Genomic DNA, 22,586 nt, shown 5'->3' on the forward strand with positions numbered 1-22,586 from the left:
CAGACTGCTGACAAACCCCGTCAAATTTTGGCGGGGTTTTGTATTTCTGGTGTGTTTGTTTCCTGGGTTGCGGCATTGAAGGGAGATCGGTCCTGCTCCTGTGATTCATGCGAGGCTCGGTTTGGGTGTCTTTGTGAGCGCCATCGCGATCTTCTTGATGTTCTGGGCTGCGGCGGCCATCAGGCACTGGCATCGGACTTTGATGAGACTTCGGAAGCGGGCGTAGCGATGGCCGTGCAGCTGCTTGGCATCGGCAAAGGAACGCTCGACCGTCTCCTTGCGTCTTTTGTAGATCGCCTTGCCCCAGGATGTGAGACGGTGACCGTCGGTGCGCTCGCGGGCATCGGCCCAAACGTGCCGGGTGATGGTGCGGATGGCCTTGCCGTTGGACGTGCACGACGCCAGAAGCGGGCAGGTGCCGCAGATGGCAGGATCGGATGTGTAATGCTTGTAGCCGTTGCGGTCGGTGGTGGCGTAGGTGAGAAGCTGGCCTTGCGGACAGCGATAGCCATCGGCTCGCTGATCGTAGACGAAGCTGTTCTTGCGCATCATGCCGGCTTTGGGCGGGGTCGGATTGCGATAGCCGGTGACACCGAGGATGGCGCGGTCCTCCAGGCCTTGGGCGATGCCTGAGGTGGCATAGCCGGCATCCAGCCCGACAGCCTTCACATCGAAGCCGAAGCGTTGGCACTGCCGGTCGAGCCTGCCGAGATAGACGATGCTGTCATGCACGTTGGCCGGCGTCACATGGGTATCGGTGATGATCGCATGTCGGCCGTCCACCGTGCGATGATCGAGATAGAAGAAGCCCTTCGGCTTGCCGTCACGCACCATGTAGCCGCTCTGGGGATCGGTGCGCGACACCTTGGTCTCCTTGATCTCGGCCTGGCGCTCCCCGTCCTTCAGCGGCTTCTGGCCATGCAGCTTGCGCTCCGCGTCGATCGCCCGGTCGAGGTCGGCCCAGTAGTCGGCACGCGATTTCTCGATCATGGCCAGATCGTATTTGCCCTTGTTGGCATTGGCCTTCAGATGGGTACTGTCCGTATAGAGTACCGTGCCGTCCACCAGCCCGTGGGAAACCGCCTGTTCAACGATGTGGTCGAAGATATCCTGGGCCACCGACGTATCGTTGAAGCGTCGGCGGCGGTTCTGCGACAGGGTCGACGCATCGAACACGCCATCCGTCAGCTTCATCCTGAGAAACCAGCGATAGGCGACATTGACCTCGATCTCGCGCACCAGCTGCCGCTCGGAGCGAATGCCGTAGAGGTAGCCGATGAACAGCGCCTTGAACATCAGCGTCGGATCAAGCGGCGGGCGGCCATTGTCGGCGCAGTACAAGCCGGCAACGCGATCGTGGATGAACGAGAAGTCGATCACCGCGTCTATTCGGCGCAGAAGGTGATCCTTCGGCACAAGACTGTCGAGCGTCACCATCTCGAGAGCCGTCTGTTCGGGAGCAGGTTTCTTCAGCATGTCCCATTGAATCAAAAACCTCCGGCTGACGCCAGAGGTTTGTCAGCAGTCTGAAGGCCGGGTTTTCACCCGGCCTTTTTAATTGGTTATCGCGAAATCCTCAGACTTCGTCACTGCCCGAGAGCAGGATGCCGATCAGCGAGAGCAGCGCGGCGGCCGCCAGGTAATAGCCGACATAGACCAGGCCATAGGTCGTCGCGAGCCATGTGGCGATGTAGGGCGCCAGGGATGCACCGACGATGCCACCGAGATTGAACGTCATGGACGCGCCGGTATAGCGCACGGTGGTCGGGAAGGGCGCCGCCAGAGCTGCGCCGATCGGGCCATAGGTGAAGCCCATCAGGGCAAGACCGATGATCGAGCAGGTGAAGGCACCGGCAAGGCCAGCCGTCAGCAGTGACGAATAGAACAGGCCGAAGATGAAGATGCCGATCGTCGTCAGGATCAGAACCAGCCGGCGCGAATAGCGGTCCGACAACAGGCCGGAGACCGGGATCATCAGGCCGAAAAAGACGACGCCGGCGAGCTGGACGACGAGGAACTGGCCCTGAGCGTAGCCGAGACCGGCCGGAAGCGGACCGTTGCCCGGGGGACGAGTACCCCAGCTCAGCGTGAATGCCGTCATCAGATAGAACAGCACGAAGGTCGCAACGGCAATGATGGTGCCGAGAATCAGGCTGCGGAAATGCGAGCGGAGGATGACCGCGATCGGAACGGAAACGCGCTCTTCCTTTTCGATGGCGCGCTGGAATTCCGGGGTTTCCGTGATCTTCAGACGGACATAGAGGCCGACGGCAACAAGCACGATGCTGATCAGGAAGGGGACGCGCCAACCATAGTTGAGGAAGTCCGCATCGGCCATGGTTTCGCGCAGGATGAGGAAAAGGCCGGCCGACAGGATGAAACCGATAGGCGCGCCGAGTTGCGGGAACATGGCGTACCAGCTGCGCTTGCCTTCAGGCGCGTTTTCCGTCGCCAGCAGCACCGCGCCGCCCCATTCGCCGCCGAGACCGAGACCCTGACCGAGGCGGCAAAGCGCCAGCAGCACGGGTGCGAGAACGCCGATCGATTCGTATGTCGGCAGCATGCCGATCACGACTGTCGAGAGACCCATGGTCATCAGAGCCGCGACAAGCGTCGCCTTGCGGCCGATCCGGTCGCCGAAATGGCCGAAGATCATCGCGCCGATCGGACGCGCGAAGAAGGCGATGGAGAAGGTCGCGAAGGACTGCAGCGTTGCCGAGGTCGGATCGCTTGCCGGAAAGAACAGCTTCGGGAAGACGATAACCGCCGCCGTTGCATAAACATAGAAATCGAAAAATTCGATCGTTGTGCCGATAAGGCTCGCGATCAGAACACGTGCCGGGGAGTTCGCAACAGCATTGTTCGATGACGAGGGGCTCGGCGATAAAGGAGATATCGCGTCAGTCATAATCCCACCAATTTAGAGGATGCTAAGGTTTCCTTATTAGGTAAGGCGTGTCCTTAGCGCAATTTTTGTTCAGCGCAAACGCCAAATGCGCAAGAAATCAGCGGTTGTGTGCTACTATTTAGCCGCAATTGTTGATTCGCAAACAATTGGGCGAACGTTTGCCGTTCAAGTGGGTGTGCTTCGGGCGAATCCCTCCCCGGAGTTTTTTTCATGGATGGCCGATTTTCGTTTTGGTTGAGGGCAAAGGAGAAGGCTTTCATGCAGAAAAAACTCATCGCTGAGTTTCTTGGGACATTCTGGCTCGTATTTGGTGGCTGCGGCAGCGCAATCTTCGCTGCGGCATTTCCGAGCCTCGGTATCGGCTTTCTGGGTGTTGCTTTTGCGTTCGGTCTGACCGTGCTGACGATGGCCTATGCCGTCGGCGGCATTTCAGGCGGTCATTTCAACCCAGCCGTCTCGGTGGGTCTGACAGTGGCTGGCCGCTTTCCGGGCGGGCAACTCATTCCTTATATCGTCGCGCAGGTTGTCGGTGCCATCGTGGCAGCAGCCGTGCTTTATCTGATCGCCAGCGGCAAGGCCGATTTCCAACTCGGCGGTTTTGCGGCGAATGGTTATGGCGAACATTCGCCGGGGGGCTATTCCCTGGTCTCGGCATTGGTGGCCGAGATCGTGCTGACCTTGTTTTTCCTCGTCGTGATTCTCGGCTCGACGAGCAGCAAGGTGCCGGCCGGTTTCGCGCCGATCGCCATCGGCCTGACGCTGACGCTGATCCATCTGATTTCCATCCCGATCACCAATACATCGGTCAATCCGGCCCGTTCGACAGGGCAGGCACTGTTCGTCGGCGGCTGGGCATTGCAGCAACTTTGGCTGTTCTGGATCGCTCCCATCGTCGGCGGAGCATTGGGCGGACTCGTCTGGAAACTGGTCGACGACAGCGAGTGAAAGCGGAGCAATTTTAATACCTTCAGGCCCGCATCGGGACACCCGATGCGGGCCTCTTTGTTTAAAAAAATCTAAATGTAGCGATTTCAAAAGTAGCAACTCTCTGATTCTAATGGCAGAATTCTTTGGGTCGGTTTGATTCGAACCATTCGATCATCGGCGGAGCGGCCGAAAGTTAACGAAAGTAAACGCTTCATTAACCTTAATGTCGTTCTAATCAGCCTATTGAAAGCGGGGCGAGAATCGCTGTTAGGCGAGGCCCGGCAAACGCAGAGCAGAGACCGTGAAGTCGGGGGTATTGATGGGTGGCAAGCATGTGGCTGTCCTTTTGGGCGGATTTTCCTCGGAGAGGCCTGTCAGCCTTTCTTCGGGAAAGGCATGCGCCGATGCCCTCGAAGCCGAAGGCTTTCAGGTTTCCCGTATCGATGTAGGGCATGATGTTGCCAGCCGTCTGGCCGAAGTGAAGCCCGACGTCGTCTTCAATGCGCTGCATGGTCCCTTTGGTGAGGATGGCACGATCCAGGGCATCCTCGAATATCTGCAGATTCCCTATACGCATTCCGGCGTGCTTGCCTCGGCGCTTGCGATGGACAAGTCGCGCGCCAAGACGGTTGCCGCCGCGGGCGGTATTCCGGTGGCAGGCTCGATCGTCATGAATCGCTTCGACATCGTCAACGAGCACCCGATGGAGCCGCCTTACGTCGTCAAGCCGGTGCGCGAGGGTTCGAGCTTCGGCGTCGTGATCGTCAAGGAAGATCAAGCGCATCCGCCGCAGATCGTCACGTCATCCGAATGGCGCTACGGCGACGAGGTGCTGGTCGAGCGCTACGTCTATGGACGGGAGCTGACCTGCGGTGTCATGGATGGCAAGGTTCTCGGCGTTACCGAGATCGTGCCGCTTGGTCACAGCTTCTATGACTATGACGCCAAGTACGCCAAGGGTGGGTCAAAACACGTCTTGCCGGCGGAAATTTCACCGAATCTTTACCAAAACATACAAACATTATCGTTAAGGGCGCATGAAGCTATCGGCTGCCGCGGTGTTAGTCGATCTGACTTCCGTTTTGACGATCGCTTTTCCGAAGAGGGCGAACTTGTCTGGTTGGAGATCAATACCCAGCCCGGCATGACTCCTACCTCCCTGGTGCCTGAAATGGCGGCGCATGCCGGCTACTCTTTTGGTGAATTTCTCCGGTGGATGGTGGAGGACGCGTCTTGTTTGCGCTGACGGTCAAAAATATGAGGCGGTCCCGTCATCGTGTCCCGCTCGCCATCGACGATGTCGAGGACGCATTCGTCCTGCCGCGTCCGCTGCGGCGCGCAGTGCGCTTCCTGGTCAGCCTCGGCTCGGGTCGCATCAATATTCCCGCGCATACGGGTACGGTTTCGGTTCTCGCTCTCTTTGCGGCGACTGGCCTCTACGGTATGTCTATCGGCGGTCACAGTCAGGCTGTTGCGGAGGCGACGACCTCCGCTGCCGGGTTCGCGATCGAGGATGTCAAGGTTTCCGGTAATGACGAGACCTCGGAAATCGAGATCCTGCAGTTGCTTGGCCTCGACGGCACGACCTCGCTCGTCGCCCTTGATGCCGATGCGGCTCGCCTGAAGATCGCGAACCTGCCCTGGGTTGAAAATGTGGAAGTTCGCAAGGTCTATCCGAGGACGGTCGAGGTAAAGCTGACAGAGCGCAAGGCTTACGCCATCTGGCAGCACGGCTCCGAGCTTTCGCTGATCCAGAAGGACGGCAGCGTGATCGCGCCGCTGCGCGACAATAAGTTCGCCAAGCTGCCGCTCTTCGTTGGCCGTGATGCTGAAACTGCAGCGGCATCCGTCGAGGACGAGTTTGCCAAGTGGCCGGATATCCGTGGTCATGTGAAGGCTTTTGTCCGCGTCGCTGGCCGTCGCTGGGATCTCTATCTTGACAATGGCGTGATCATCAAATTGCCGGAAGACAATATCGATGGCGCGCTCGCGCGTCTCACCAAGCTCGACAAGGACGAAAATCTTCTCGAGCGCGATATCGCTGCGGTCGATCTCCGTCTCGATGATCGCACCGCAATAGAATTAACCCCGGATGCCGCAGTTCGTCGTCAGGCTGCCGTCGATGCAAGAAACAAGGCTTTGAAGAAAGCAGGGCAGGATACATGAGCTTATTCGGTTCGTCCCATTTCGGCCTGCCTCGGTTGAAGCCGCTGTCTTCGAAGCGGTCGCATATCGTGTCGGTCCTCGACATCGGCTCGACGAAGGTCGTCTGCATGATCGGCCGGCTGACGCCGCGCGAGGAGAGCCAGGTTCTTCCGAACCGCACGCACAATATCGAGATCATCGGCATCGGCCACCAGCGCTCGCGCGGCATCAAGACCGGCGTTATCGCCGACCTTGATGCGCTGGAAAGCGTCGTCCGGCTCTCCGTCGATGCGGCCGAGCGCATGGCTGGGCTGACCGTCGACAGCCTGATCGTCAATGTCTCGGCGGGCCGTCTCGGCAGCGACATCTACACCGCGACCATCGATCTTGGCGGTCAGGAAGTGGAGGCCAATGACCTCAAGAAGGTTCTGGCCGCCGCCTGTCAACAATCGATCCGCCAGGAACGCGCCGTGCTGCATTCGCTGGCGACCGGTTACTCGCTTGATGGCGAGCGCGGCATCCGCGACCCGCTGGCAATGTTCGGTGATGCGCTTGGTGTCGACATGCATGTGGTGACCGCGGAGCGCTCAGCGCTGCGCAATCTCGAGCTCTGCATCAACCGTGCCCATCTTTCGGTCGAGGGCATGGTGGCGACGCCTTATGCCAGCGGCCTTGCCGCTCTCGTCGATGACGAAGTCGAACTGGGCTGCGCCGCGATCGACATGGGTGGCGGCACGACGACGATCTCGGTCTTTGCCGAGGGCAAGCTGGTGCACACCGATGCCGTCAGCCTTGGCGGCCATCACGTCACAACGGACCTTGCCCGTGGCCTTTCCACCCGCATCGAGGATGCGGAGCGGCTGAAGGTGGTCCATGCCTCGGCGCTCGCGAATTCTTCGGAAGAGCGTGAACTGATTTCCATCCCGCCGATCGGCGAAGACGAGCGCGACCAGCCGACGCAGGTGCCGAAGGCGCTTGTGTCGCGCATCGTCAAGGCTCGCATCGAGGAAACCCTCGAGCTCATTCGCGATCGTATCCAGCGTTCGGGCTTCAGCCCGATCGTCGGCAAGCGCGTCGTCCTGACGGGTGGCGCCAGCCAGCTGACCGGCCTGCCCGAAGTGGCGCGTCGCGTTCTTGCCCGCAATGTCCGCATCGGCCGCCCGATGGGCGTGTCCGGCCTGCCGACGGCGGCCAAGGGGCCGGCTTTTTCGACGGCTGTGGGACTGATGATCTATCCGCAGGTCGCAGACATGGAGACACATGCGCCGAGCAGCGGTCTGCTCTCGTCGTTTGGGGGTAACAACAGCCGGATCGGCCGTGTCGGCCAATGGCTGAAGGAGAGTTTTTGAGTGCCTGATCCGGAGAGGTTCTCCGGGTAAGCGTCAGGCAAGTGAAATCGAGTGAATTGGCCGGCGTGGCGATGCGGCCATCAAGAGAAGGAACGGGTACAATGACTATCAAGCTGCATAAGCCAGATATCACCGAGCTTAAGCCGCGAATCACCGTGTTCGGTGTTGGTGGCGGTGGCGGCAATGCCGTCAACAACATGATCACGGCAGGCTTGCAGGGCGTCGATTTCGTCGTCGCCAACACTGACGCTCAGGCGTTGACCATGACGAAGGCAGAGCGGATCATCCAGCTCGGCGTCAACGTCACGGAAGGTCTCGGCGCCGGTTCGCAGCCGGAAGTCGGCCGAGCAGCCGCCGAGGAATGCATCGATGAAATCATCGATCATCTCAACGGCACGCATATGTGCTTCGTTACCGCCGGCATGGGCGGCGGCACGGGTACGGGTGCAGCACCGGTCGTCGCGCAGGCGGCTCGCAACAAGGGCATCCTGACTGTCGGCGTCGTCACCAAGCCGTTCCACTTCGAAGGCGGCCGCCGCATGCGTCTCGCCGAGCAGGGTATCCAGGAACTGCAGAAGTCGGTCGACACGCTGATCGTCATCCCGAACCAGAATCTGTTCCGTATCGCCAACGACAAGACGACTTTCGCCGACGCGTTCTCGATGGCCGACCAGGTTCTCTATTCGGGCGTTGCCTGCATCACCGACCTGATGGTGAAGGAAGGTCTCATCAACCTCGACTTCGCCGACGTCCGTTCGGTCATGCGCGAAATGGGCCGCGCGATGATGGGTACCGGCGAGGCTTCCGGCCAGGGCCGCGCAATGCAGGCCGCTGAGGCCGCCATTGCCAACCCGCTGCTCGACGAAACCTCGATGAAGGGCGCCCAGGGCCTGCTGATCTCGATCACGGGCGGTCGCGATCTCACCCTGTTCGAAGTCGATGAAGCTGCGACCCGCATCCGCGAAGAAGTCGATCCCGACGCCAACATCATTCTCGGCGCCACCTTCGACGAATCGCTCGAAGGCATCATCCGCGTTTCCGTCGTCGCGACCGGTATCGACCGCGGGATGAACGAAGCAGGCGACAGAGGCATGGAATTCCGCCCTGCCGCGAAGCCGGCTATGCGTCCTTCCGCGGCCGCCGCTCCGGCAGCGGCCGCAGCTCAGCCTGCCCACGTCGCGCAGGCCCAGACCGCACAGGCTGCCGCTCCGGCTCCTCGCACTGTCGATCCGGTTGCCCAGACCATTCGTGCAGCAGAGGCCGATCTCGAGCGCGAACTGGAATTCCAGATGGGTCGTCAGGCTCATGTCCAGCAGCAGCCGGTGATGCCGCAGGCCGCAGCGCCGGAAGATAACTTCCGTCCGCAGAGCCGCATCTTCGCAGCAGCCCCGGAAGCTCAGCCGGTCCGTCAGGCTCCGGTTCAGCCGCAGCCTCAGCAGCAGGCGCCGGTCATGCATCAGCAGCCGGTCATCCGTCAGGCTCCCGAGCAGGTCCGCATGCCGAAGGTCGAGGATTTCCCGCCGGTCGTTAAGGCCGAGATGGAACACCGCGCCCAGCCGGCAGCCGCCCAGGCTGCAGAGGAGCGTGGCCCGATGGGGCTGCTGAAGCGAATCACCAATTCGCTCGGCCGCCGCGAAGAGGACCCGGCTTTCGACGATATGATGGCTTCGACGAACAACGCGGCTCCGCAGCGCCGCGCGCCGTCGCCGGAGGCCAGCCTCTACGCTCCGCGTCGCGGCACTCTCGACGATCAGGGTCGTCAGGTTCCGCAAGCGCGCATGGCAAACCATGAGGACGATCAGCTCGAGATTCCGGCCTTCCTGCGCCGCCAGTCGAACTGAGCCGCAGCAGGCAGACCTTTAATAGGTTGCTAACCATATTGAGGAAATCCGGGGCCGAAAGGTTCCGGATTTTCTTATTTTATAACCATTGTCTTATTTAAAATTATCCAACAAAATCAACTGGCTGCTTTCGTAACAAAACGAAAGAAACAGTGATTTGGAATGCGGTGTCTCGACGCGTATGTAAATACCAAGCAAGCCCGCTGAATCACATTCGGAGACGAATGTATATGAGGTGCGTGGCATAGTTAACAGACTGAACCGGCGATAAGGGTAAGCGTCCGAAGATGACCGCCCGGCCTGGATCAGACAGACGAAGGCAGAACTATATGGCAATCGGATTGCTTGGTTTTCAGACCACCATTGCAAACCCTGTGACACTTTCGGGTATCGGCGTTCATTCCGGCGCTAATGTGTCGATCACCTTCTATCCGGCCGAAGCCGGCACCGGTGTCGTTTTCCAGCGCCTGCACGACAATGGCGATGTGACCGAACTGCGCGCCGTTTCATCGCAAGTCGGAAACACGGATCTCTGCACCGTTCTTGGTTTCTCCCCGGCGCGTTCCGTTGCCACGGTCGAGCATGTGATGGCCGCGATCTATGCGATCGGCCTTGATAACGTCGTCGTCGAAGTGACCGGCGCTGAAATGCCGATCATGGATGGCAGCTCCTATCCCTTCATCGAGGCGATTGAGCAGACCGGCATCGTGTCGCTCGGCGTCAAGCGCCGCTATATCCGCGTCACCAAGCCGGTTCGCATCGAAGCCGGCGGTTCCTGGTGCGAATTCCGCCCGTATGACGGCACGCGCTTCGAAGTCGAGATCGATTTCGAATGCCCGCTGATCGGCCGGCAGAAGTGGGAAGGCGATCTGACCGCCGGGACCTTCAAGACCGAATTGTCGCGCGCCCGTACCTTCGGCTTCATGCGCGATGTCGAACGTCTCTGGGCGTCGGGTCATGCGCTGGGTTCGTCGCTCGAAAACTCCGTCGTCATCTCCGACGACAACACCGTTATCAACGTCGAGGGCCTGCGTTACGCCAAGGACGAATTCGTCCGTCACAAGACGCTGGATGCCGTTGGCGATCTGGCGCTGGCCGGCGCGCAGTTCATCGGCTGCTACCGCTCTTACCGTGGCGGCCACCGCATGAACGCGAATGCCCTGAAGGCATTGCTCAGCGATGCCAGCGCCTATGACGTCGTCGAAACGTCGGCTCCGCGCCAGCGCGCTCACAGCCGCGAATTCGTGCCGGTCAATGCGCCTGAGTTCGCTCCCTGGTCGGCGTAACGCTGCGGAATTTGAATGAGAAAGGTGCCGCTCCGATGAGGGGCGGCTCTTTTTTTGGCAGGCGACTCACGCGGTTTGCCGTCAGCCTTCGCAAGACGGAGAGCACGGGCGGGCCGATATGAGAATTCCCTGTTAAAACAGGCATTAAAGACTGCGGATATGCGCCTTTTGCCACAAAAATGCGTTAATGCATCATCAATGCGTTGCCCTGATGGTGTTTTTGCGGCTAGAAACGCCAGCGAGAGAACGCCGTCTCCGCAACGACGGCTAGTGGGACAGTCATCCGATGGGTTTTGCAAGGTCTGAACGCATGAATATCACAGCACGGGCTTTGCTCGTATCGTTCCTTCTGGCCGGTACCGGTGCGGTGGTGACGGGTTGTAATACCAAAAAGGATATCGACATCACCAAGCTCGGTGTCGAGACCGATCCCCCGGAAATGCTCTATAATCAGGGCCTTGCCAACATCAAGGCCGGCAACATGACGGAAGCCGGCAAGAAGTTCGACGCCATCAACCAGCAGCAGCCATTCTCCGAATGGGCGCGCAAAGCTCTTGTCATGAGCACATTCGTCAAATATCGCACGGGTCGTTACGACGATGCGGTGCAGACGGGTAACAGCTACCTCAAGCAATATCCCGGCTCGGAAGATGCCGACTATGTCCAGTATCTGGTCGGTGCGTCCTTTGCCAAGCAGATCGTCGACGTGACGCAGGATCAGCGCGCGGCGCAACAGACGATCGAGGCGATGACCAAGCTCGTCAACAATTATCCGAAGTCGCAATATGTCAGCGACGCGCAGGAGAAGATTCGCTTCGCCCGCGACCAGCTCGCCGGCAAGGAAATGCAGATCGGCCGCTACTATCTGGAGCGTAAGGATTACCTCGCGGCAATCTCGCGCTTCCGCATCGTCGTGGAGCAATATCCGACCACCAACCAGATCGAAGAAGCGCTGGCGCGCCTGGTCGAGGCCTACTATGCGATGGGTATCGTCCAGGAAGCACAGACGGCAGCCGCCGTTCTCGGCCACAACTATCCGGACAGCCGCTGGTATAAGGATTCCTATCAGCTGCTGCAAAAGGGTGGCGTGGAGCCGAGCGAAAACTCGGGCTCGTGGATTTCCAGGGCGGGCAAGAAACTTCTTCTTGGGACGTGAGATTGAGCGCAGATGCTGATCCAGCTTTCGATCCGCGATATCGTTTTGATCGAGCGGCTGGATCTTGTCTTCGAATCCGGGCTCTCGGTGCTGACCGGCGAGACGGGCGCGGGCAAATCCATCCTGCTTGACAGCCTGTCGCTGGCCCTCGGGGGGCGCGGCGATGGCGGCCTCGTGCGCCATGGAGAGGACCGCGGCCAGGTGACCGCGGTTTTCGATGTCGGCACGCAGCATCCCGCCCGCAAGCTCCTGCGCGAGAACGGCATCGATGACGACGGTGATCTGATCTTCCGCCGCGTCCAGTCCGCCGATGGCCGTACCAAGGCCTTTGTCAACGATCAGGCGCTCAGCGTTCAGCTCATGCGTCAGATCGGACAGCTTCTTGTCGAAATTCATGGCCAGCATGATGACCGAGCGCTCGTCGATACCGACGCGCACCGCACATTGCTCGATGCCTTCGCCGGTCTTGCCGACGAGGCGCAGGAGGTCGGCAAGCTCTATAGGGTCTGGCGCGATACCGATCGCACCTTGAAGAAGCATACGGAGCAGGTGGAGAAGGCGGCCCGCGAGGCGGATTTCCTTCGTGCCTCGGTCGAAGAACTGGAAAAGCTCTCCCCACAGGATGGCGAGGAGGATGAGCTTGCTGAAAAGCGCTCGCGAATGATGAAAGCCGAGCGTATTGCCGGCGATATTGCCGAGGCTTCGGAATTCCTCAACGGCAATGCATCACCCGTTCCGCATATTGCCTCGCTGGTGCGCCGGCTGGAGCGCAAGAGCCATGAGGCGCCGGGCCTGCTGGAAGATACGGTCGCGCTGCTCGATGCCGCTCTCGACCAGCTTTCCAACGCCCAGATGGAAGTCGAGGCGGCGCTGCGCAAGACGGAATACGATCCGCGCGAATTGGAGCGGGTCGAGGAACGCCTGTTTGCGCTGCGGGCCGCCTCGCGGAAATATTCAGTGCCGGTCACGGAACTGCCGGCATTGGCCGAGCGCATGGTTTCGGATCTTGCCGATCTCGATGCCGGTGAGGAGCGGCTGGCGCGATTAGCCGCCGAGCTTGCCGCTGCCAAGGCAGATTATGATGCGGCGGCACGCGGCCTTTCGGAAAAGCGCCGTCATGCCGGCGAAGCCTTGGCCGAGGCCGTCATGGCCGAATTGCCGGCGCTGAAACTCGAGCGGGCGCGTTTCATGGTGGAGATAACAAGCGATCCAGAGGCCGGTACGGCCGACGGCATCGACGTCGTCGAATTCCATGTGCAGACCAATCCTGGCACGCGCCCCGGGCCGATCACCAAGGTGGCTTCGGGTGGCGAACTGTCGCGTTTCCTGCTGGCGCTGAAGGTGGCGCTTGCCGATCGCGGCTCGGCGCCGACGCTCGTCTTCGACGAAATCGACACTGGCGTCGGCGGCGCGGTTGCGGACGCGATCGGCCAGCGGCTGAAGCGGCTCTCCGACCGCGTCCAGGTGCTTTCCGTCACCCACGCGCCGCAGGTTGCCGCCCGTGCGGCGACGCATCTCTTGATCTCCAAAGGCCCGGTTGCTGACGGTTCCGAAAAGATTTCCACGCGTGTTGCGACCATGGAGCCGAAGGACCGCACCGAGGAAATCGCCCGCATGCTCGCAGGCGCCTCGGTGACGGAAGAGGCGAGGGCGGCTGCCAAGCGCTTGCTCGCCGGCAACGGCTGATCTCTAACATTTCGGTTGCCGGAATTTTACGGCCGTGTGCTGCAGATGCCGGCCATGACTAAGGTCGGCCGACACGGATTTTGGATTGCGGCACCGAACTGCTATTCTGAACTTCGTGAATTTAGTCGTCGTCGAATGCCGGATTTTTCCCCTTATATTGCGCGTCACGAACGGAAAAACCGCTTCGCAGTTTTCATGGAAGTGCTCTAAAACATCTCCGAAATCGGGGAGTGTAGATTCATGAGCACCGAACAGAAGCCCGTCGAGGATTTGACCGAAGAGGAGGCGGCCGCGGCACTTGCCTATCTGGCCGCGGAGATCGCGCGCAATGACGCGCTTTATCATGGCAAGGATGCGCCGGAGATTTCGGATGCGGATTACGATGCGCTGAAGCGGCGCAACGATGCCATCGAGGCCCGGTTTCCAGCGCTCATTCGTGCCGACAGCCCTTCGCGCCGGGTCGGCGCTGCACCGTCTGAAACTTTCGCGCCCGTCGTGCATGCAAGGCCGATGCTGTCGCTCGACAACACGTTCTCGCAGGAGGATGTGGAGGATTTCGTCGCCAGCGTCTATCGCTTCCTCGGCCGCCTTCCGGACAATTCCATTGCCTTTACCGCCGAGCCGAAGATCGACGGCCTCTCGATGTCGATCCGCTACGAGAATGGTCGGATGGTGAGCGCGGCTACGCGCGGCGACGGCACCACCGGTGAAAATGTCACGGCCAATATCAGGACCATCAAGGAAATACCGCAGACCTTGCCTGCGGGCGCTCCCTCGGTCGTCGAGGTGCGTGGCGAGGTCTATATGGCCAAGAGCGACTTCCTGGCGCTCAACGCGCAGATGGAAGCCGAGGGCAAGCAGACCTACGTCAATCCGCGCAATACGGCCGCCGGCTCGCTGCGTCAGCTCGATGCGAAGGTGACGGCCAGCCGCAAGCTGAAATTTTTTGCCTATGCGTGGGGCGAGATGTCGGACATGCCGGCGGATACCCAATACGGCATGGTGCAGATCTTCAAATCCTGGGGTTTCCCGGTCAATCCGCTGATGGAGCGGCTGAGTTCGGTTGCCGACATTCTCGGTCACTACGAGGAGATCGGCCTGGAGCGGCCGGATCTCGATTATGATATCGATGGCGTCGTCTACAAGGTCGACAGCCTGGAACTGCAAGCCCGCCTCGGCTTCCGTTCGCGCTCGCCGCGTTGGGCGACGGCGCACAAGTTTCCGGCGGAACAGGCCTTCACGCGTCTGGTCGGCATCGACATCCAGGTCGGCCGTACAGGGGCGCTGACGCCGGTCGCGCGGCTCGAGCCGATCACGGTCGGAGGGGTGGTGGTGACCAATGCGACGCTGCACAATGCCGACTACATCAAGGGCATCGGCAACAAGGGTGAGCCGATCCGCGACGGCCGCGATATCCGTGTCGGCGATATGGTAATCGTACAGCGGGCGGGCGACGTCATCCCGCAGATCGTCGATGTCGTGCTGGAAAAGCGTGAGATGTCGAGTGTGCCATACGAATTTCCCAAAGTCTGCCCGGTCTGCGGCAGCCATGCGGTGCGCGATATCAACGAAAAGACCGGCAAGGTCGACGCCGTCACGCGTTGCACCGGGGGCTTCATCTGCCGCGCGCAGGCGACCGAGCATCTCAAGCATTTCGTTTCGCGCAACGCCTACGACATCGAGGGCCTGGGCTCGAAGCAGATCGATTTCTTCTTCGAGAGCGAGGACCCGGCACTGCAGATAAAGACCGCGCCCGACATCTTCACCCTGGAGAGGCGTCAGCAGGCATCGCTTGCCAAGCTGGAGAACATTGACGGTTTCGGCAAGGTGAGCGTCAGTAAGCTCTACGCCGCGATCAACGAGCGGCGAAAGATCGCCTTGCATCGCTTCATCTTCGCGCTGGGTATCCGCCATGTCGGCGAGACGACCGCCAAGCTGCTGGCACGCTCCTATGGAACCTACCAAGCCTTTGAAACAGCGATGAAGGAAGCCGCACCGCTTGTCGGCGATGCCTGGAACGACCTTAACAATATCGAGGGCATCGGCGAGGTGGTCGCGCGGGCCATCGTCGAATTCTACAAGGAACCGCGCAATACGCAGGTGATCGCAAAGCTCTTGGAGGAGGTTCAGCCTCAAGAAGCGGAGCAGCCGGTGACTTCCGGCAGCCCCGTGGCCGGCAAGACGGTCGTATTTACCGGTTCGCTGGAAAAGTTCACGCGCGACGAGGCCAAGGCGAAGGCGGAGAGTCTCGGCGCGAAAGTATCCGGCTCGGTTTCCAAAAAGACTGACATCGTCGTGGCGGGACCGGGCGCCGGTTCGAAGCTTGACAAGGCGCGTGAGTTCGACGTCCAGGTCATGACCGAGGACGAGTGGCTGGCTTTGATCGGCGGATGACGGAAGGCGGCGGAATTGCAATCCGCCGCCCTTGATCACTCAGAATCTCAGGCGCTCAGAATTTCAGGCGTGCCATCGTAAACGCATCGACATATTCGCCGTTGCGGAATGCGAAGGCGCGCAGCCGGCCCTCGGTTTGGAACCCGAATTTCTCGTAGAGCCGGATCGCCGGCGCATTGTCGACATAGACGGTCAGTTCCAGACGCTTGATCGCAAGCCAGTTATCGGCCGCGTCGATCAGAGCGCCCAGCAGTGCCGACCCGATGCCGCAGCCCGTGAAATCGTCATGCACGCCCATACCGATAGTGCCGGTATGAATCCGCCGGCCGGCAAAACGTTTCAGGCCGGCATTGCCGACGATCTGACCGTTTACCTCCGCCACAAGGCGCGTTGAGTCAGGGGCGGGCTTTTCCAGCCATTCCCGCGTTTCCTCAAGGCTTTGAAAGGGCAGACGCAAGGTACCGGCGCGGAAACCGGGAAGATTGGCGATTGCCGCGATCGCTTCGGCATCCGACGGCCGCGTTGCACGGATCTCGATCGGACCGATTTTACCTGGCCGTCGCTTGATTGGGTCGTCCTGGTCGGAATTCATGGGCTCTCCTTTGATGTCAGGGGAGGAGAGCAAGGAGGCTTCAACCCTGCTCGCCTCGGCAGGGTTGAGATGGATCGCGGTCGGCTCAGCGCAACACAGCTTCCACTCGCCCTGCAAAGGGAGAGATGGTGGGGAGGTGCATCGTGATGGTCAGATTTGCGATCATGGTCGGATGATCCGATGCGATGCTGCCGTTGTCAATCATTCCTGGTGGAATTCGCTCTGCTTGCTTTCTATCGATACCTTGACAGGCAACCATTTGGTTGCCTATATATAGAAAATAGGCAACTAAATGGTTCCGTATCCGTGGATGATGATGCAGTTTTCAAGGCGCTGGCAGATTCCAGCCGACGGCAGTTGCTCGACAGGCTCTATGAGCGCAACGGACAAACGCTGAGCGCGCTCTGCGAAGATCTGGAGATGTCCCGCCAGGCTGTGGCCAAGCATCTTGCCATTCTGGAAGAGGCCAATTTGGTCTCGTCAGAGAAGCATGGTCGCGAAAAGCTGCATTTCATCAACGCGGTCCCGATCAACGGCATTGCCGAGCGCTGGATCAACAAGTTCGAACGCCAGCATTTGAGCGCGCTTTCAGCCTTGAAGAAGGCGCTGGAAGACGAGGACAGTCACTAACCGCGACAAGAAGACATTCAAGCAAGGAGAAATGACATGACCGGAAGCAAATTCGTCTACGTCACCTTCATCCGCACCACGCCGGAGAAGCTCTGGTCGGCGCTGACCACGCCGGAATTCATCAGGCAATATTGGTTCGACATGGTCCATGACACCGAATGGAAAGTCGGTGCGCCGTGGAGAATGCTCTTTCCGGATGGTCGCGTCGCCGACACCGGCGAGATTGCAGAGTTCGATCCGCCTCGGCGCCTGGCTTTCAAATGGCGCAATGAATTTCGCCCCGAGCTGAAAGCCGAAGGCTGGTCGCGCTGCGTCATGGAATTGGAGCCCGCGGATAATGCCGTGAAATTGACCGTCACCCACGCGATCGACGCGGAGAATTCCAAATTCATCGACGCTGTGTCGGGTGGCTGGCCTAAAATTCTGTCGAACCTCAAATCGCTGCTGGAGACCGGAGCAGTCGCGATCAGCCAGAAGTAAGCTGCGTCGCCTCCGGTTTTCATTTTCATGGGGACGCCAGCACTCGGGCGGCGGCGTCCCGGCGGCATCCGATACGGATTGCCAAACTTATCTTGCATCGGTCATCGGCCATCTTACCTTAGCCGTGCCGCTTTTGCTCCCAGCGGCCGTTATTGGAGGATGATTGATGCGTTCACCGAAGTTCCTTGCCGCCATTGCTGCGTCTCTTCTGGCCATGGCGCCCGTTTCCGCTTCCGCCGAGGTCGTCGGCAAGGTCGGCGTGGATTGGACGGGCAATGACATTCTGGTCGATGCCGTGCCGGATCCGGAAGTCACCGGCGTGACCTGCCATGTGACCTATTTCGATCGCAGCGTTATCGACCGGCTGCGCAAGGGCAACTGGTTCGAGGATCCCTCCAACAATTCCATCGCCTGCCGCCAGACAGGACCGATCGAAATCGGCGATATCAACCTGTCGCAAAGCGGCGAAGAGGTGTTTCGTGCCGGATTGTCTCTCATCTGGAAGAAGCTGGTCGTCACCCGGATCTACGACAAGAAGAACGACACGTTGATCTACCTCATCCATTCACGCCAGCTGACGGACGGCTCGGCCAAGATGGCGATTTCGACGATACCCTTGTTTGGTCAGCAGGTTACATGGAAGAAGGGCAAGCCCAATTAAGGCGCAACCCGACTTCTGCGCGGGATTAATCACCATTACCAGGATACCGCAATCACAACTGGTGGAGAGATAATACCAAAAAAAGTCGTACTCTTGGGTTGTCGAATTGCTTCTGGTTGCTTTCGGTCTGCACCTTTTTGATGCAATTTTGAAAGCGAACACGGAGGCGACTCTTGCCCCTGTTCACGGCCTGCAAGTCCGGCATCCTTGGCTACACCCCTGCCAAAGCCGGTTATATGAAAAACGATCGCCCTGGAGTCGAGCTTCAGGGCGATCTTTTAGGGGGAATTCTAACCTGTCGAAATCAGGCGGCTTGGGCCAGCTGGTCTGCAATAACCGTATCGAGGTTGAGGAAGCAGACCATGGTCTTTTCCAGCGCCACGATGCCGCGGCAGAAGGCGCGTTGTGCTTCCGGAACGATTTCCGGCGCCGGCTGCAGGTCTTCGCTCTTGATCGACATCATATCCGAGACCTGCTCGACAAGAAGGCCGACGAGCTTGCCGGCAATATCCGTGACGATGATCGCCGAACGCTCGGATGGTTCCGTCATCTTCATGCCGAGGCGGCAGGCCATGTCGATGACCGGGATCACTGCGCCGCGCAGGTTGATGAGGCCGAGCACGTAAGGCGGCGTATGCGGCATCGGCGTCACCGGCGCCCAGCCGCGGATTTCGCGGATGGCCATGATGTCGATGCAGAACTCCTGATCGCCAAGGTGGAAGGAGACGATTTCCAGATAGGCGCCCGATTGCTTGATGGCGTTGGTCATGTTCGAGAACTTCCCGATTGGCATCGCCGGCAAGCGACGCTCGCGATTGAAAAAGAGATCGGCTGGAGCGGCTTAGGCAGCGGCAGCATCCGGTGCTTCGGCGCAAAACGCCTGGCGTTCCGGCGGGCGTCATGCCCTTCTGAAATAAAGAATTTGCCGCGTTTTCGGGCGGCGGGCGAAGTCGAATTCGATCTTGAAAGAGATGTTGGCGCGGACAGGTTAGGATTGGTTTAACATGATCGTAGATTTTGTCTGACAGGCCCGCGTCAGACAGGGAAACGAGGCACGCCAGGCTTTGGGGGCTGAAACGCATGCTGCGACGATTTCGGCCTCGTGCGAACATCTTCTTGAATTGCGTCCTCAACGTCGAGCCATTACACCGGCTGATGGGCGGATCGCGCTGCCTTTCGGGTGCGGTCGCCGGAATTGGTGAGGAAAGGCAGTCATGAGAAGCGTGCGGATTGCGATTTGGGTGGTCGTGTTGATCGTGGCCGGACTATTGGGCTGGCTGAGCTTTGGTGGAAGCAAGTCGCCCGAGGTGGCGGTGTCCGGTCCCTATGGCGTGCCTTTCACGCTTGTTTCTCAAAGCGGTCAGCCGATCAGCGAACAGGCGTTTCGCGGCAAACCGTCGGCCATCTTCTTTGGCTATACGCATTGCCCGGATGTCTGCCCGACGACGCTGTTCGAGTTGAACGGCTGGCTGCAGAAGGTCGATCCCGATGGTAGCAAGCTGAACGCCTATTTCGTAACCGTCGATCCCGAACGCGACACGCCCGCCACCATGGACCAGTATGTCTCCAATGTGTCGAAGCGCATCACCGGCATCTCCGGCGATCCCGCCAAAGTGATGGACATGGTCAAGGGCTTCCGCGTCTATGCCAAGAAAGTGCCGGTAGACGAAAAGCAGCCGAATGGCGACTATACGATGGATCACACCGCTTCCGTATTCCTGCTGGATTCGGCCGGCCGCTTTGCCGGAACCATCGCTTATGAGGAGGATCCGGACGTGGCGGTGAAGAAGCTGGAGAACCTGATCAAGAAGGGATAGGGCCTGCATGGGCGAGGGGCTCGGCGAACAGGGAAAGTCCAGATCCATCCTGATCGCAGGGGCAGGGCCGGCCGGCCTTGCGACCGCGCTTGAACTCGCCCGACGCGGCTATAGGTCCCGTATCGTCGACGATGGCGCCGGCCCGACGCCCACGGAAGAGAGCCGGGCGCTCGGTGTCAATGCCCGCACGCTGACGCTGCTGTCTCCGTCTGGCGTTGCAGAGCGCATCCTCGCTGCCGCCCAGCCGATCGAGCATTTTCGTGTCCGCTCGAACAAGAAAATCTTTGTCCAGCTGGATACTCGAGAGGTGAAAGGCCGCTTCAGCGCCGTTTGCGCCTTGTCGCAGGGCGTCACCGAGCGCCTGTTGATGGAGGCGCTTTCGGGCTATGGCATCTCGCCCGAATGGCAGACGGCCGTGGTCGCGGAGGCCATATCGGACTTCCGGAAACCGGAGATCGCGTTGCGCCGGGCAAACGGCGTGCCGGAGACGGTAAGGCCGGATATCCTGATCGGTGCCGATGGCGCGCATTCGGCGGTTCGCAAGGCGATGGGCGCCGGCTTCCCAGGCGAGGCGCTGGAGGCCCATTTCTATCTTGCCGATTTTCGTTATGCCGGCCCGGTCGATACCCATTACGCCGAGATATCGCTCTTCGATCCCGGCATGGTCGGATGCCTGCCTGTTACGGCCGACATCCTTCGCTATATCTCGACGCTGGAGGATTTCGAAAGCCGCATCGTTCATCCGGCCGCCGTTGCCGGGAAGGTCTGGGCCTCGCAGTTTCGCATCAACTTCCGTCATGTCGAGCCGATGGCGACAGGGAATGTCTTCCTGGTTGGCGATGCCGCTCATATCCATTCACCAGCCGGCGCACGCGGCATGAATCTCGGCATCGAAGATGCATGCTGGCTTGCGTGGCTCATTGCGGAAGGCCGCGAAGAGGAGTATTCGGCCTTGAGAATTCCCGCCGTGAAGCTGGTATTGAAGCAGACCTACGGCCTGACGCGACTGGTGACCATGAGAAATCCGCTGGCGATTGCGGCGCGCAATCTGTTTGCGCCGCTGTTTCTGCGCTTTGGCTCGGCCCGTCGGACGTTGCTTCAGAGCGTCGCCGGCTATGATACGCCGAGACCGCCCTGGATCGATTGGGCCGAATAAGAACGAGAAAGAGCGACGAGTGAGTGAAATCCGCCTTTATGTGACGACGACCGAGAAGAAGGCCGAGCAGATTCTGGACCTGATGACGCCGGTATTCGAAGACGAGGAGTTGCCGATCGCAACGACGGAAATCGACGAAAAGAACGATATCTGGGAAGCGTCGATCTATCTCTATGCCGTGGACGAAGAGGAGGTGCGCGATCGCTTCGAAGCGCTCCTGAAGCCCATTTTTGCCGACCTCCCCATTCAAAGGGAAGTGCTTCCGGACATCGACTGGATCGCCAAGTCGCTGGAAGGGCTAAAACCCGTGCGCGCCGGCCGCTTCCTCGTGCATGGCTCGCATGATCGCGACAAGGTCGGCCCCAGCGACATCGCCATCGAGATCGAAGCGGGACAGGCCTTCGGGACTGGCCATCATGGGACGACGGCGGGCTGCCTGGAGACGATCGAGAAGGTTCTCGCGAGCCGCCGCGTGCGAAATGCGCTCGATCTCGGCACGGGCAGCGGCGTGCTCGCGATCGCCGTGCGCAAGCTGCGCAATATTCCGGTTCTGGCGACGGATATCGATCCTGTCGCTGTTCGCGTCGCCCGGGAGAATGTCCGCAGCAACGGGATCGCCTCCGGTATCGCGCTGGAGACGGCGCCTGGCTTTCATTCCACGGCCTTTTCCCGTCATGGACCGTTCGACCTCATCATCGCCAATATTCTCGCGCGGCCGCTCATCAAAATGGCGCCGCAGCTTGTGGCACATCTGGCGCCGGGCGGCTCGGTCATTCTTTCGGGTATCCTCGCCGAACAGCGCTGGAAGGTTCTGGCCGCCTATAACGGCGCCAATCTCCGGCACGTGCGCACGATCTGGCGCAACGGCTGGGTCACCATCCATCTCGACCGGCCCTGAGCCGGTCAGCTCCCACAACTGAAATTACTGAAACGAAGTCATGACCTCCACCAGAGGTGGAGGTTTGAAACGCTGCGCTTGAACCGCTAGAAGCGGTATTGTTAGCGCTTAGTAGCTACGATTGAAGAGGTCGGCAAAGTCGGAAGCTTTGTCGGCCTTTTCCTGATTACGGATATATTGTCTGACGACCTGCTCGTTATAGCCCGTCGTCGATACGAAATACCCGCGTGCCCAAAAGTGATACCCTTTGTAGCGGCGCTTGCGCGCATATTTGTTCGCTACGTAAAGGGCCGTCTTGCCCTTCAAGAAGCCGACAATATGCGAAACCGAGTATTTCGGCGGGATCGAGATCAACATATGCACATGGTCGGGCATCAGATGACCCTCCTCGATCTGGCAGCCTTTCTGCTGTGCCAGCCGACGCAAGAGTTCTCCCAACTCACGCCGCACGTCCCCGTAAAGTCTTTTCGTGCGGTATTTGCTGCCAAAAACAATGTGATACTTGCAGTCCCACGTCGCATGCGAGAGCGTTTGCTCATCCATAAAACCTCCTTGTTCGAAGTCTGGGCCACCCCAGCGGTTCAAGCAGGAGGTCTCTCAACTACCGTGTAGAACTCGTCCAGTCCTCCACCGTAGGTGGAGGTTTATTTATCGATATAA

General features: G+C 59.8%; 21 protein-coding genes. 16 read left to right on the plus strand and 5 right to left on the minus strand.

Translation table 11 applies throughout. The annotated features are described in order from the left end of the window. Nucleotides 1–105 precede the first annotated feature (105 nt). Both DQ393_RS16105 and DQ393_RS16110 read right to left on the minus strand, forming a co-directional pair. A complete protein-coding gene (locus DQ393_RS16105) occupies nucleotides 106–1,476 on the minus strand; it encodes an IS1182 family transposase (protein WP_112340028.1) in 1,371 nt (456 codons plus the stop codon). 100 nt (nucleotides 1,477–1,576) lie between these two features. Next, entirely contained in the window at nucleotides 1,577–2,908 is a 1,332-nt protein-coding gene (locus DQ393_RS16110) for an MFS transporter (RefSeq protein WP_112342772.1), read from the minus strand. A 258-nt stretch (nucleotides 2,909–3,166) separates the two neighbouring features. Here DQ393_RS16110 and aqpZ point away from each other — a divergent pair, with 258 nt between their 5' ends. From aqpZ to ligA, 9 genes are all read left to right on the plus strand, one after another. After that, on the plus strand, nucleotides 3,167–3,853 hold the full coding sequence (gene aqpZ, locus DQ393_RS16115) for an aquaporin Z (protein WP_112342789.1): 687 nt from the start codon (nucleotides 3,167–3,169) through the stop codon (nucleotides 3,851–3,853). A gap of 301 nt (nucleotides 3,854–4,154) precedes the next feature. Further along, the gene (locus DQ393_RS16120; RefSeq protein ID WP_112342773.1) at nucleotides 4,155–5,081 is read left to right on the plus strand and encodes a D-alanine--D-alanine ligase; all 927 of its coding nucleotides are present in this window, start codon (nucleotides 4,155–4,157) and stop codon (nucleotides 5,079–5,081) included. Then, a complete protein-coding gene (locus DQ393_RS16125) occupies nucleotides 5,069–6,001 on the plus strand; it encodes a cell division protein FtsQ/DivIB (RefSeq protein WP_112342774.1) in 933 nt (310 codons plus the stop codon). Before DQ393_RS16120 ends, DQ393_RS16125 begins: the two co-directional genes overlap by 13 nt. After that, nucleotides 5,998–7,329 carry a cell division protein FtsA gene (gene ftsA, locus DQ393_RS16130; protein WP_112342775.1) on the plus strand — a complete coding sequence of 444 codons (1,332 nt, stop codon included), beginning with the start codon at nucleotides 5,998–6,000 and terminating at the stop codon, nucleotides 7,327–7,329. The genes DQ393_RS16125 and ftsA overlap by 4 nt, the downstream gene beginning before the upstream one ends. Before the next feature lie 101 nt (nucleotides 7,330–7,430). After that, nucleotides 7,431–9,170 carry a cell division protein FtsZ gene (ftsZ, locus tag DQ393_RS16135; protein ID WP_112342776.1) on the plus strand — a complete coding sequence of 580 codons (1,740 nt, stop codon included), beginning with the start codon at nucleotides 7,431–7,433 and terminating at the stop codon, nucleotides 9,168–9,170. 329 nt (nucleotides 9,171–9,499) lie between these two features. After that, on the plus strand, nucleotides 9,500–10,456 hold the full coding sequence (lpxC, locus tag DQ393_RS16140; protein WP_112342777.1) for a UDP-3-O-acyl-N-acetylglucosamine deacetylase: 957 nt from the start codon (nucleotides 9,500–9,502) through the stop codon (nucleotides 10,454–10,456). Between the two features lie 286 nt (nucleotides 10,457–10,742). Next, nucleotides 10,743–11,612, plus strand: a complete 870-nt coding sequence (locus tag DQ393_RS16145) for an outer membrane protein assembly factor BamD (protein ID WP_181592369.1) — start codon at nucleotides 10,743–10,745, stop codon at nucleotides 11,610–11,612. 12 nt (nucleotides 11,613–11,624) lie between these two features. Then, nucleotides 11,625–13,298, plus strand: a complete 1,674-nt coding sequence (gene recN, locus DQ393_RS16150) for a DNA repair protein RecN (RefSeq protein ID WP_112342779.1) — start codon at nucleotides 11,625–11,627, stop codon at nucleotides 13,296–13,298. Nucleotides 13,299–13,538: 240 nt separating this feature from the next. Then, nucleotides 13,539–15,692, plus strand: coding sequence for an NAD-dependent DNA ligase LigA (gene ligA / locus DQ393_RS16155; protein ID WP_112342780.1), 2,154 nt, complete (start codon nucleotides 13,539–13,541; stop codon nucleotides 15,690–15,692). Between the two features lie 55 nt (nucleotides 15,693–15,747). Here ligA and DQ393_RS16160 read toward each other — a convergent pair whose 3' ends face one another. After that, a complete protein-coding gene (locus tag DQ393_RS16160; RefSeq protein WP_112342781.1) occupies nucleotides 15,748–16,284 on the minus strand; it encodes a GNAT family N-acetyltransferase in 537 nt (178 codons plus the stop codon). 306 nt (nucleotides 16,285–16,590) lie between these two features. On the opposite strand from DQ393_RS16160, the gene DQ393_RS16165 reads away from it, so the two are divergent. From DQ393_RS16165 to DQ393_RS16175, 3 genes are all read left to right on the plus strand, one after another. Further along, complete coding sequence (locus DQ393_RS16165) at nucleotides 16,591–16,914, plus strand: ArsR/SmtB family transcription factor (protein WP_112342782.1); 324 nt, start codon at nucleotides 16,591–16,593, stop codon at nucleotides 16,912–16,914. A 36-nt stretch (nucleotides 16,915–16,950) separates the two neighbouring features. Then, nucleotides 16,951–17,394 carry an SRPBCC family protein gene (locus DQ393_RS16170; protein ID WP_112342783.1) on the plus strand — a complete coding sequence of 148 codons (444 nt, stop codon included), beginning with the start codon at nucleotides 16,951–16,953 and terminating at the stop codon, nucleotides 17,392–17,394. Between the two features lie 166 nt (nucleotides 17,395–17,560). Beyond that, the gene (locus DQ393_RS16175) at nucleotides 17,561–18,055 is read left to right on the plus strand and encodes a CreA family protein (RefSeq protein WP_112342784.1); all 495 of its coding nucleotides are present in this window, start codon (nucleotides 17,561–17,563) and stop codon (nucleotides 18,053–18,055) included. 304 nt (nucleotides 18,056–18,359) lie between these two features. Here the strand turns inward: DQ393_RS16175 and DQ393_RS16180 are convergent, their stop codons facing one another. Next, nucleotides 18,360–18,824 (minus strand): chemotaxis protein CheW, encoded by a 465-nt coding sequence (locus DQ393_RS16180; protein WP_112342785.1) that lies wholly within the window; start codon nucleotides 18,822–18,824, stop codon nucleotides 18,360–18,362. Between DQ393_RS16180 and DQ393_RS33195 the strand changes: the two genes are divergently transcribed. The 4 genes from DQ393_RS33195 to DQ393_RS16195 all read left to right on the plus strand — a co-directional run bounded on the left by DQ393_RS33195 (nucleotide 18,804) and on the right by DQ393_RS16195 (nucleotide 21,926). Beyond that, entirely contained in the window at nucleotides 18,804–19,058 is a 255-nt protein-coding gene (locus tag DQ393_RS33195) for a hypothetical protein (protein ID WP_146758981.1), read from the plus strand. The genes DQ393_RS16180 and DQ393_RS33195 overlap by 21 nt on opposite strands. A 211-nt stretch (nucleotides 19,059–19,269) precedes the next feature. Beyond that, nucleotides 19,270–19,872: an SCO family protein gene (locus DQ393_RS16185; protein ID WP_112342786.1), complete on the plus strand. Its 603-nt coding sequence runs from the start codon at nucleotides 19,270–19,272 to the stop codon at nucleotides 19,870–19,872. Nucleotides 19,873–19,879: 7 nt separating this feature from the next. Further along, entirely contained in the window at nucleotides 19,880–21,028 is a 1,149-nt protein-coding gene (locus DQ393_RS16190; protein WP_112342787.1) for an FAD-dependent oxidoreductase, read from the plus strand. Between the two features lie 19 nt (nucleotides 21,029–21,047). Then, entirely contained in the window at nucleotides 21,048–21,926 is an 879-nt protein-coding gene (locus DQ393_RS16195) for a 50S ribosomal protein L11 methyltransferase (RefSeq protein WP_112342788.1), read from the plus strand. A 108-nt stretch (nucleotides 21,927–22,034) separates the two neighbouring features. On the opposite strand, the gene tnpA is transcribed toward DQ393_RS16195, so the two are convergent. Further along, complete coding sequence (gene tnpA, locus DQ393_RS16200; RefSeq protein WP_112340015.1) at nucleotides 22,035–22,469, minus strand: IS200/IS605 family transposase; 435 nt, start codon at nucleotides 22,467–22,469, stop codon at nucleotides 22,035–22,037. Nucleotides 22,470–22,586 lie beyond the last annotated feature (117 nt).

This window comes from Martinezella tropici (genome assembly GCF_003287875.1).
GTDB classification, from domain to species: domain Bacteria; phylum Pseudomonadota; class Alphaproteobacteria; order Rhizobiales; family Rhizobiaceae; genus Rhizobium; species Rhizobium tropici_C.

Excerpts from the sequence above, each read along its gene's own strand:
- DQ393_RS16170 (WP_112342783.1), top strand. The coding sequence starts at position 16,951 with ATGACCGGAAGCAAATTCGTCTACGTCACCTTCATCCGCACCACGCCG.
- DQ393_RS16120 (WP_112342773.1), top strand. The coding sequence starts at position 4,155 with ATGGGTGGCAAGCATGTGGCTGTCCTTTTGGGCGGATTTTCCTCGGAG.
- DQ393_RS16105 (WP_112340028.1), bottom strand. The coding sequence starts at position 1,476 with ATGCTGAAGAAACCTGCTCCCGAACAGACGGCTCTCGAGATGGTGACG.
- DQ393_RS16160 (WP_112342781.1), bottom strand. The coding sequence starts at position 16,284 with ATGAATTCCGACCAGGACGACCCAATCAAGCGACGGCCAGGTAAAATC.
- tnpA (WP_112340015.1), bottom strand. The coding sequence starts at position 22,469 with ATGGATGAGCAAACGCTCTCGCATGCGACGTGGGACTGCAAGTATCAC.
- DQ393_RS16185 (WP_112342786.1), top strand. The coding sequence starts at position 19,270 with ATGAGAAGCGTGCGGATTGCGATTTGGGTGGTCGTGTTGATCGTGGCC.
- lpxC (WP_112342777.1), top strand. The coding sequence starts at position 9,500 with ATGGCAATCGGATTGCTTGGTTTTCAGACCACCATTGCAAACCCTGTG.
- DQ393_RS16145 (WP_181592369.1), top strand. The coding sequence starts at position 10,743 with ATGGGTTTTGCAAGGTCTGAACGCATGAATATCACAGCACGGGCTTTG.
- DQ393_RS16110 (WP_112342772.1), bottom strand. The coding sequence starts at position 2,908 with ATGACTGACGCGATATCTCCTTTATCGCCGAGCCCCTCGTCATCGAAC.
- DQ393_RS16180 (WP_112342785.1), bottom strand. The coding sequence starts at position 18,824 with ATGACCAACGCCATCAAGCAATCGGGCGCCTATCTGGAAATCGTCTCC.
- DQ393_RS16190 (WP_112342787.1), top strand. The coding sequence starts at position 19,880 with ATGGGCGAGGGGCTCGGCGAACAGGGAAAGTCCAGATCCATCCTGATC.
- ligA (WP_112342780.1), top strand. The coding sequence starts at position 13,539 with ATGAGCACCGAACAGAAGCCCGTCGAGGATTTGACCGAAGAGGAGGCG.
- ftsZ (WP_112342776.1), top strand. The coding sequence starts at position 7,431 with ATGACTATCAAGCTGCATAAGCCAGATATCACCGAGCTTAAGCCGCGA.
- ftsA (WP_112342775.1), top strand. The coding sequence starts at position 5,998 with ATGAGCTTATTCGGTTCGTCCCATTTCGGCCTGCCTCGGTTGAAGCCG.
- aqpZ (WP_112342789.1), top strand. The coding sequence starts at position 3,167 with ATGCAGAAAAAACTCATCGCTGAGTTTCTTGGGACATTCTGGCTCGTA.
- recN (WP_112342779.1), top strand. The coding sequence starts at position 11,625 with ATGCTGATCCAGCTTTCGATCCGCGATATCGTTTTGATCGAGCGGCTG.
- DQ393_RS16175 (WP_112342784.1), top strand. The coding sequence starts at position 17,561 with ATGCGTTCACCGAAGTTCCTTGCCGCCATTGCTGCGTCTCTTCTGGCC.